The sequence below is a fragment of the Nitrobacter sp. 62-23 genome, assembly GCF_001897285.1.
GTDB lineage: Bacteria > Pseudomonadota > Alphaproteobacteria > Rhizobiales > Xanthobacteraceae > Nitrobacter.
In genome coordinates this window covers 1-8,639 of sequence record NZ_MKSM01000084.1, presented here as the reverse complement: position 1 = coordinate 8,639, position 8,639 = coordinate 1, and the positions used below count along the sequence as shown (strand labels likewise).

Sequence of the window (8,639 nt, the reverse complement as noted above, 5' to 3'; positions counted from 1 at the left end):
CGACACGATGCCGTGCGTCACCGTCTGTCCGACGCCGAAGGGGTTTCCGATCGCGATGACGACGTCGCCGACCTGCAACTCATCCGAATTGGCGAAATCGAGCGTCGGAAACTTCTCATGCACATTCTTCAGGCGCAGGATCGCGAGGTCGGTTCGCGTGTCCTTGAGCACGATCTCGGCTTCGAACTCACGCTTGTCCGCCAGGGCGACCTTGACCTGATCGGCGCCTTCGATGACGTGATTGTTGGTCACGACCAGGCCGGAGGGATCGACCATCACGCCGGAGCCGAGCGAACGCTGCATCTGTTCGGGCTGCTGGCCAGGAACGCCGAAGAAGCGGCGGAAGATCGGGTCGTCGAGAAGCGGATTGCGGTTCTGGATCACCTTGGCGGCGTAGACGTTGACCACCGCCGGCGCCACCCGCTGCACGATCGGCGCATAGGACAGACGGAGTTCAGCCTGAGACGCCGGCACGCGGCGATCCTGCGCCGTTGCAGAGCTGACGCTGCCGGTGACGACGGCGGCGCACAGAGCCGCCGCAAGCAAAGCACTGATTCGGAACATCGAGGCCTCTCGGAAAACGAACGGAATATAAGTCGTCCGGCGATGCAATATAACGTTTTCGAACGAAGTGGGCATCGGCTCGTGCGGAGAAACACCTCAAATCAAAGTCATGTAGTCGCTTTTGATTTCGCCTGAGGCGGAACGGTCGCCGAAGATGACGCGCCCCGATTTCGGCCTTCGACCGCAAGGCGCAATCGAAGTTCCAGCGCGACTCGATAAAGCTCGCGATTCGGGGTCAAGCGCCGCCGGCAGTCATGGACCGAATGACGTCGCCAGCTATATCAAATCGCCGGCCATAAACAAAAACGGCGCTTAACGCGCCGCTTTCGATGTCTTCTGGATGCCGCGGAAGGTCAGTCCTCCTCGGCGGCTTTCTCCTGCACCGGACCGGAGTCCTGTCCCTTGGCATCGAAGTCGCGATCGACGAACTCGATCACCGCCATCGGCGCGTTGTCGCCGTAACGGAAGCCGGCCTTGATGATGCGGGTATAGCCGCCCTGGCGGTCCTTGTAGCGGGACGCCAATACGTCAAACAGCTTCTTCACCTGATCGACGTCGCGCATCTCGCTGATCGCCTGACGGCGCTTGTCCAGACCGCCCTTCTTGCCGAGCGTCACGAGTTTCTCGACGATCGGACGCAACTCCTTCGCCTTCGGCAGCGTGGTGACGATCTGCTCGTGCTTGATAAGCGAGGCCGCCATGTTGGCGAACATCGCCTTGCGATGCTCCGCGGTGCGGTTGAGCTTGCGGTGAACCTTGCCGTGACGCATGTCTCTTTCCTCAATCCTTGTCGCGGCCGCGGGCCGGACATCCAATGCAGGTGGGCATCCTGCGTTCGCCCGGTGATGCTGCTTCCGTCATTCCGGACGCTGCAGGCAGCGGATCCGAAATCCGGAAAACAGATCCGATAAATTTCAAATTTCCTGATTCCGGGTGCGAGCCTCCGGCTCGCCCGGAATGACAGACAACTCAGTAATGATCCTCGAAGCGCTTGGCCAGTTCGTCGATATTCTCAGGCGGCCAGCCCGGAACTTCCATGCCGAGATGGAGACCCATCTGGGCCAGCACTTCCTTGATTTCGTTCAGCGACTTGCGGCCGAAGTTCGGCGTGCGCAGCATCTCCGCTTCCGACTTCTGCACCAGGTCGCCAATGTAGACGATGTTGTCGTTCTTCAGGCAGTTGGCCGAGCGCACCGACAGTTCCAGCTCATCGACCTTCTTGAGGAAGGCCGGGTTGAACGCCAGATCGGGAATGATCTCGGCGGAGACCTCCTTGCGCGGCTCCTCGAAATTCACGAAGACGTTGAGCTGATCCTGCAGGATGCGCGCGGCGAAAGCCACGGCGTCCTCCGGCGTCACGCCGCCGTTGGTCTCGATCGTCATCGTCAACTTGTCGTAGTCGAGGATCTGGCCCTCGCGGGTGTTCTCGACCTTGTAGGACACCTTGCGCACCGGCGAATACAGACTGTCGACCGGGATCAGTCCGATCGGTGCGTCCTCGGGCCGGTTGCGCTCGGCGGCGACGTAACCCTTGCCGGCAGCAACGGTGAATTCCATGCGGATTTCGGCGCCGTCGTCGAGGGTGCAGATCTGAAGCTCGGGGTTGAGCACCACGATGTCGCCGACGGTCTGGATGTCGCCCGCGGTGACCGTGCCGGGTCCCTGCTTCTTCACGACCATGCGCTTGGGACCCTCGCCCTGCATCTTGATCGAGATGTCCTTGATGTTCAGCACGATGTCGGTGACGTCCTCGCGAACGCCCGCGATCGAGGAGAACTCGTGCAGCACGCCGTCGATGTGCACCGACTGTACCGCGGCGCCCTGCAGTGACGACAGCAGGATGCGCCGCAGCGCGTTACCGAGCGTTTGGCCGAAGCCGCGTTCGAGCGGCTCCGCGATCAGGGTCGCGAAGCGGGAGGGATCGCTGCCTGGAACGACCTGCAGCTTGCTCGGCCGAATGAGCTCTTGCCAATTTTTCTGGATCGTCACTGTATCACCCATGCCGTCAAGATCTCTGGCGTTAGAGGGCGCGGATCAACCCGCGCGATAAAGTAGGTCTTGAACCTGCGCGGGCACCAAACCGCCCGCGGCCGAATATCACACGCGCCGGCGCTTGCGCGGACGGCAACCATTATGCGGTATCGCGGTTACGTCGCGGATCGAAGTGACGGTGAAGCCCGCGGCCTGCAATGCGCGCAGCGCCGACTCGCGTCCCGAACCCGGACCTGCCACCTCGACCTCGAGGGTGCGCATCCCGTGTTCCTGCGCCTTCTTTGAAACGTCTTCCGCAGCAACCTGCGCCGCGTAAGGGGTCGATTTGCGCGATCCCTTGAAGCCCATCGTTCCGGCCGACGACCAGGCGATGGTATTGCCCTGCGCGTCGGTGATGGTGATGGTGGTGTTGTTGAACGACGAGTTTACATGCGCGATGCCGGACGCGATGTTCTTGCGTTCGCGGCGGCGCACGCGTGTCGCAGCTTCCTTACCCATTGTCAGCCTTTCCTGTGATCTCAACGCCGCCGTAATGCCAGCGGCTCCACCAGCGAGTAGCGAACGACAAGGCAGCGATAGAAACGACTATCCGCTGGTCCCCGCTCGTTTATCGCTTTCGTTACTTCTTCTTACCGGCGATCGATTTGGCCGGTCCCTTGCGGGTGCGCGCGTTGGTGTGCGTGCGCTGGCCGCGCACCGGTAAACCGCGGCGATGACGCAGGCCGCGATAGCAGCCGAGGTCCATCAGCCGCTTGATATTGATGCCGACTTCACGGCGAAGATCGCCTTCGACGAGGTAGTCGCGATCAATGACTTCACGAATCTGAAGCACTTCCTGATCGGTCAGTTGCGAGACCCGGCGATCCGCCGGAATCTTGACTTTCTCGATGATCTCGGCGGCATTCTTCTGACCGATGCCATGGATATATTGAAGCGCGATGACGACGCGCTTGTTGGTCGGGATATTCACGCCGGCAATACGGGCCACAGACTTTTCTCCTGTCACCGGCCTTCGACGGGCCGGCCTTTCCTTCGATATTTCAGGCGGGTATCCTCAAACACGAACACGACGCCCGACCCGCGCAATCCTGGGGTCCGGCATCGTCTCAAACGATCCGCTGGATGACCGCTTATTAGGGATTGAGTATCGTTTCGTCAACCGTTTCAAGCCATTTGCTCGCTTTTTCGTGACTTTTTTGACCGCCTTTTTGCTCGTTGTCTCCTGCCGGTTTCCCATCCGGCATGACAAACTATTGGGGCGATCATGCTTCTTGGGATCGATTTCCGGGCAGCCTTACCACCTGCGGACGCCGAATTTCGACGTCGGCACTCCCGACCGCCTCAGGACATGGCGAATATCCCGCGTGACATCCTCGACGGCCATCATGCCGTCAACGGTCAGCAGCTTGCCGCGCTCCGAATAGTAGCGAATGAGCGGCTCGGTGAGGGTCCGATAGCTCGCCAGGCGCTTCGAGAGCACCTCGGGCGTATCGTCGGAGCGCACCTGCTCTCCCCGCGCCTTCATTTCCGCCACCCGGGTTTCCACCCGCTGCAACAGCGCGCGCTCATCGACCCGAAGTTCGATAGCGGCGTCGAGGTTGAGCTTCTTTGAGTCGAGCAACTGGTCCAGCGCTTCGGCCTGCGGCACGGTGCGTGGAAAGCCGTCCAGGATGAACCCGCGGGCCGCATCAGGCTGGTCGAGCCGATCGGAAATGATACCGATGACGACATCGTCGGGAACCAGCCCGCCGCTCGCCATGATGTCCTTCGCCTTGAGGCCGACCGGCGTGCCTGCGGCGACAGCCGCGCGCAGCATGTCGCCGGTGGAGAGCTGAACGATTCCGTAATCGTGGATCAGGCGCTGCGCCTGGGTTCCCTTCCCTGCGCCTGGCGGTCCGAGAAGAATCAGTCTCATGACGAAATGCCCCCTCGCCGGTTGCGCGCGCGAGCGGCCGCGCACCCACGTTTCGGTATTGGGGACGGGCACCGATCCTCACGCAAGTTCATAAGCCACGCTGTCGCGTCGCCATGGCGCACCGAGCGCGAATGTGACCGGCCGGCCGACATCGGAATTATCGGCGCCGCCCCCGCAATTTGGATTTTTTGATCAGCCCTTCATATTGATGGGCCAGCAAATACCCCTGCACCTGCGACACCGTGTCCATCGTCACGCTGACGACGATCAGGAGCGAGGTGCCGCCGAAGTAGAACGGCACCGCGGCGTAGGAAATCAGAATCTCCGGAATCAGGCAGACGACCGCGAGATAGATCGCCCCCGGCACAGTGATGCGCGAGAGCACGTAATCGATATATTCGGCGGTGCGCTCGCCCGGCCTGATGCCCGGAATGAACCCGCCGTGCTTTTTCAGATTGTCGGCGGTCTCGGTGGGGTTGAAGACAATCGCGGTGTAGAAGAAGGTGAAGAACACGATCAGCGCGAGATAGAGGAACAGGAACAGCGGCCGGCCATGACCGAGCTGGGTGTTTAGCCACTGGAACCACTCCGGTCCGCTGCCGGCGTTGAAATTCGCAACCGTCGTCGGCAGCAGCAGCAGCGACGAGGCGAAGATCGGCGGAATCACGCCCGAGGTATTGAGCTTCAGCGGCAGGTGCGAGGACTGCCCCTCGAACATCTTGTTGCCGACCTGGCGCTTCGGATACTGGATCAGCAGCCTGCGCTGGGCGCGCTCCATGAACACGATGAAGGCGATGACGGCCACCACCATGATCAGGACGATCAGGATGATCCCGGTCGACAACGCGCCCTGACGGCCAAGCTCCAGCATGTTGGCGAGCGCGGACGGCAACTCGGCGACGATGCCCGCCATGATGATGAGCGAAATTCCGTTGCCGATGCCGCGCGAGGTGATCTGCTCGCCGAGCCACATCAAGAACATGGTGCCGCCGGTCAGCGTGATCGCGGTCGAGATCAGGAAGAACATGCCGGGGTTGGTGACGACGTTGCCGGCGCCCTGGAGGCCGACGGCGATGCCATAGGACTGGAAGAACGCCAGCACCACGGTGAGGTAGCGGGTGTACTGATTGATGATCTTGCGGCCGGCCTCGCCCTCCTTCTTGAGGGCCTCCAGCTTCGGCGACACGCTGGTCAACAGTTGCAGGATGATCGATGCCGAAATGTACGGCATGATGTTCAGGGCAAAGATCGCCATGCGGTCGATGCCACCGCCGGAGAACATGTTGAACATCCCGAGGATGCCGCCGGCCTGGGAGTTGAAAACCTTCTGCCAGACCGTGGGATCTATGCCGGGCAGCGGAATGTAGGTGCCGAGCCGGTAGACGAGCAGCGCGCCCAGCGTGAACCAGATGCGCTTTTTCAGTTCGTCGGCTTTCGCGAACGCCGAGAAGTTAAGGTTCGCCGCCAGTTGTTCCGCCGCTGAGACCATATTCAGCTTTCTCCCGCGCCAACCTTGCCGTCATGCTCCGCGATAGTGGGCACCCGGACCTCAAACCTCTTGTGGTGCTCGGCTGTCGATAAATCTACCATTCGCAAGTCTGGCATCGTGCGCCAACGCAGGCGATGACGCAGATGTTACGCCGCCTCGCCTTCGTCCTTTTTCGGCGCAAGGATTTTCACCGAGCCGCCGGCCTTCTCGACCGCCGCGATTGCAGACTTCGAGGCCCCATGGACCTCGATGGTGAGTTTCGCCTTGATCTCGCCGCGGCCGAGCAGGCGGATCCCGTCCCTGGCGCGCCGCACCACGCCGGACTTCACCAGCGACTCGGCGTTGACGGTCTCGTTCGCGTTGATCGAGCCGGCATCGATCGCGGCCTGGAGCCGGTCGAGGTTGATCTCGGCGAACGCCAGCCGGAAAATGTTATTGAAGCCACGCTTCGGCAGGCGGCGGTGCAGCGGCATCTGGCCGCCCTCGAAGCCCTTGATGCGCACGCCCGAGCGCGCGGTCTGGCCCTTGCCGCCACGGCCGCCGGTCTTGCCCTTACCGGAGCCGATACCCCGGCCGATCCGCATCCGCTTCTTCCGCGAACCTGCGTTGTCGGCGATATCGCTGAGTTTCATTGTCGCGTCCTCGTCATGTCCGCCGTGCCGGGCTCCCGGCCATCCACGTTTCTCGTTCCGGCACCAGGCCGGCCGTGACGGCAAATCGTTATGTCTCGTCGATCACCCTGACGATGTGCCGGACCTTCGCGATCATACCGCGAACCTCGGGCGTGTCCTGCAACTCGGAGACCCGGCCGATCTTGTTGAGCCTGAGCCCGACCAGCGTCGAACGCTGCAGGTGCTGGCGGCGGATCGCGCTGCCGGTCTGCTCGATCTTGATCGTCTTTCCGGCCCCATTCGCAGTCTTGGCCATCGTCCTCACTCCAAAATGCTGTCCGGCTGGTTGACCGGCCCGGCGTCAGCCGCTCCGGCTCAGCCTCGTTATTCGGCAACCGCTTCGACGTCGCCGCCGACCCGGCGCGCCTGCAGGGTGGAAACCTTGATGTTGCGGCGGGCGGCGACCGAGCGCGGCGAATCCAGATGCTTCAGCGCGTCGAAGGTCGCGCGAACCATGTTGTAGGGATTGGACGAGCCGACCGACTTCGCAACCACGTCCTGAATGCCGAGCGTCTCGAACACGGCGCGCATCGGGCCGCCGGCGATGATCCCGGTGCCGGCCGGCGCGGCGCGCAGGTAGACGCGGCCGGCGCCATGACGCCCCGCGATGTCGTGATGCAGCGTCCGACCCTCGCGCAGAGCCACGCGCGTCAGATTGCGCTTGGCCGATTCCGTCGCCTTGCGGATCGCCTCCGGCACCTCACGCGCCTTGCCGTGGCCGAAGCCAACGCGGCCCTTCTGGTCTCCGATCACAACCAGCGCCGCGAAGCCGAAACGCTTGCCGCCCTTGACGACCTTCGCCACACGATTGATGTGGACGAGCTTGTCGACGAACTCGCTGTCGCGCTCCTCGCGATCCCTGCTCCGTTCGCGTCCGCCGCGTTCGCGTTCACCTGCCATGGTGTTTTTCCGATCCTTGTGAGGCTTCCGCCCCGTCCTGTCCGTTCGATACCAATTTCAACACGCGTATTCCTGTCGCAAAACCCGTTTCCGCTTTTTGCGGGCTACGCATTAGAAGCTCAATCCACTCTCGCGGGCCGCATCGGCCAAAGCCTTGACGCGACCATGATAGAGATAGCTGCCGCGGTCGAAGACCACTTCCTTGACACCGTTCTTCACCGCCCGCTCCGCCAACAGCTTGCCGACCGCCTTGGCGGCCTCGATGTTGGCGCCGGTGTTGCCCGCCTCGCGCATCGTCTTCTCCAGCGATGACGCCGACGCCAGCGTCTCGCCCTTCTGGTCGTCGATGACCTGGGCATAGATATGCTTGGACGAACGGAACACCGACAGCCGCGGACGGCCGTTGGCGGTGCGGCGCAACGACAGCCTCACGCGTTGTTTGCGCCGGGCATTCGTAATCTTCAATTTCGACATGACCGGCTCCGTTACTTCTTCTTGCCTTCCTTGCGGAAAATCTTTTCATCGGCGTATTTCACGCCCTTGCCCTTGTAGGGCTCCGGCGGACGATAGCCGCGGATCTCGGCCGCGACCTGGCCGACGCGCTGCGCATCGTTGCCCGTGATCGTGATTTCGGTCGGCTTCGGCACGGCGATCGTGATGCCTTCCGGAATCGCATAATTGACGTCGTGGCTGTAGCCGAGCGCGAGCTGCAAGGTCTTGCCCTGCAAGGCGGCACGATAGCCGACGCCGACGATCTCGAGCTTCTTCTCGAAACCCTTGGTAACGCCCGAGACGAGGTTGGCGACCTGCGCGCGCGCCGTGCCATACAACGCCTGCGCGCGATTGGTCTCGTATCGCGGCGCGACCTTCACCGCGCCGTCCTCGAGCTTCACCTCGACATCGTCATGGACGACGAACTGAAGCTGGCCTTTCGGCCCCTTCATCTTGACGGTCTGCCCTTCGACGGTCGCGGTCACACCCGACGGCACCGTGACCGGCCTCTTGCCAATGCGTGACATGGCTCAATCCTTCATCTTAGTCTGCGCGCGTTGCCGCAAAACCGGTTCCCACATTCGCGACATGCGCACTAGAACACCGTAAAGAGAAC

Annotated in this window: 12 protein-coding genes; all 12 read right to left on the bottom strand. The window is 62.2% G+C overall.

From position 1 onward, the window contains the following. Positions 1-564, bottom strand: a 564-nt coding sequence (locus BGO16_RS07700; RefSeq protein WP_292618034.1) for a trypsin-like peptidase domain-containing protein, incomplete at its 3' end; no start/stop codon positions are given. A 353-nt stretch (positions 565-917) separates the two neighbouring features. Further along, positions 918-1,334 carry a 50S ribosomal protein L17 gene (gene rplQ / locus BGO16_RS07695; protein ID WP_292618033.1) on the bottom strand — a complete coding sequence of 139 codons (417 nt, stop codon included), beginning with the start codon at positions 1,332-1,334 and terminating at the stop codon, positions 918-920. Between the two features lie 199 nt (positions 1,335-1,533). Beyond that, positions 1,534-2,565 (bottom strand): DNA-directed RNA polymerase subunit alpha, encoded by a 1,032-nt coding sequence (locus BGO16_RS07690; protein WP_292618032.1) that lies wholly within the window; start codon positions 2,563-2,565, stop codon positions 1,534-1,536. A 96-nt stretch (positions 2,566-2,661) separates the two neighbouring features. After that, positions 2,662-3,054: a 30S ribosomal protein S11 gene (gene rpsK / locus BGO16_RS07685; RefSeq protein ID WP_292611394.1), complete on the bottom strand. Its 393-nt coding sequence runs from the start codon at positions 3,052-3,054 to the stop codon at positions 2,662-2,664. A 121-nt stretch (positions 3,055-3,175) separates the two neighbouring features. Then, a complete protein-coding gene (rpsM, locus tag BGO16_RS07680) occupies positions 3,176-3,544 on the bottom strand; it encodes a 30S ribosomal protein S13 (protein ID WP_009797115.1) in 369 nt (122 codons plus the stop codon). 306 nt (positions 3,545-3,850) lie between these two features. Then, complete coding sequence (locus BGO16_RS07675) at positions 3,851-4,471, bottom strand: adenylate kinase (protein ID WP_292618031.1); 621 nt, start codon at positions 4,469-4,471, stop codon at positions 3,851-3,853. 157 nt (positions 4,472-4,628) lie between these two features. Next, on the bottom strand, positions 4,629-5,960 hold the full coding sequence (secY, locus tag BGO16_RS07670; protein WP_292618028.1) for a preprotein translocase subunit SecY: 1,332 nt from the start codon (positions 5,958-5,960) through the stop codon (positions 4,629-4,631). A gap of 146 nt (positions 5,961-6,106) precedes the next feature. Beyond that, positions 6,107-6,592 (bottom strand): 50S ribosomal protein L15, encoded by a 486-nt coding sequence (gene rplO, locus BGO16_RS07665; protein ID WP_292618027.1) that lies wholly within the window; start codon positions 6,590-6,592, stop codon positions 6,107-6,109. A gap of 88 nt (positions 6,593-6,680) precedes the next feature. Then, positions 6,681-6,887 carry a 50S ribosomal protein L30 gene (gene rpmD, locus BGO16_RS07660; RefSeq protein WP_292618026.1) on the bottom strand — a complete coding sequence of 69 codons (207 nt, stop codon included), beginning with the start codon at positions 6,885-6,887 and terminating at the stop codon, positions 6,681-6,683. A 68-nt stretch (positions 6,888-6,955) separates the two neighbouring features. Beyond that, entirely contained in the window at positions 6,956-7,531 is a 576-nt protein-coding gene (gene rpsE, locus BGO16_RS07655; RefSeq protein ID WP_292618025.1) for a 30S ribosomal protein S5, read from the bottom strand. 111 nt (positions 7,532-7,642) lie between these two features. Then, positions 7,643-8,005: a 50S ribosomal protein L18 gene (rplR, locus tag BGO16_RS07650; RefSeq protein ID WP_292618024.1), complete on the bottom strand. Its 363-nt coding sequence runs from the start codon at positions 8,003-8,005 to the stop codon at positions 7,643-7,645. Positions 8,006-8,016: 11 nt separating this feature from the next. After that, the gene (gene rplF, locus BGO16_RS07645; RefSeq protein WP_292618023.1) at positions 8,017-8,550 is read right to left on the bottom strand and encodes a 50S ribosomal protein L6; all 534 of its coding nucleotides are present in this window, start codon (positions 8,548-8,550) and stop codon (positions 8,017-8,019) included. Positions 8,551-8,639 lie beyond the last annotated feature (89 nt).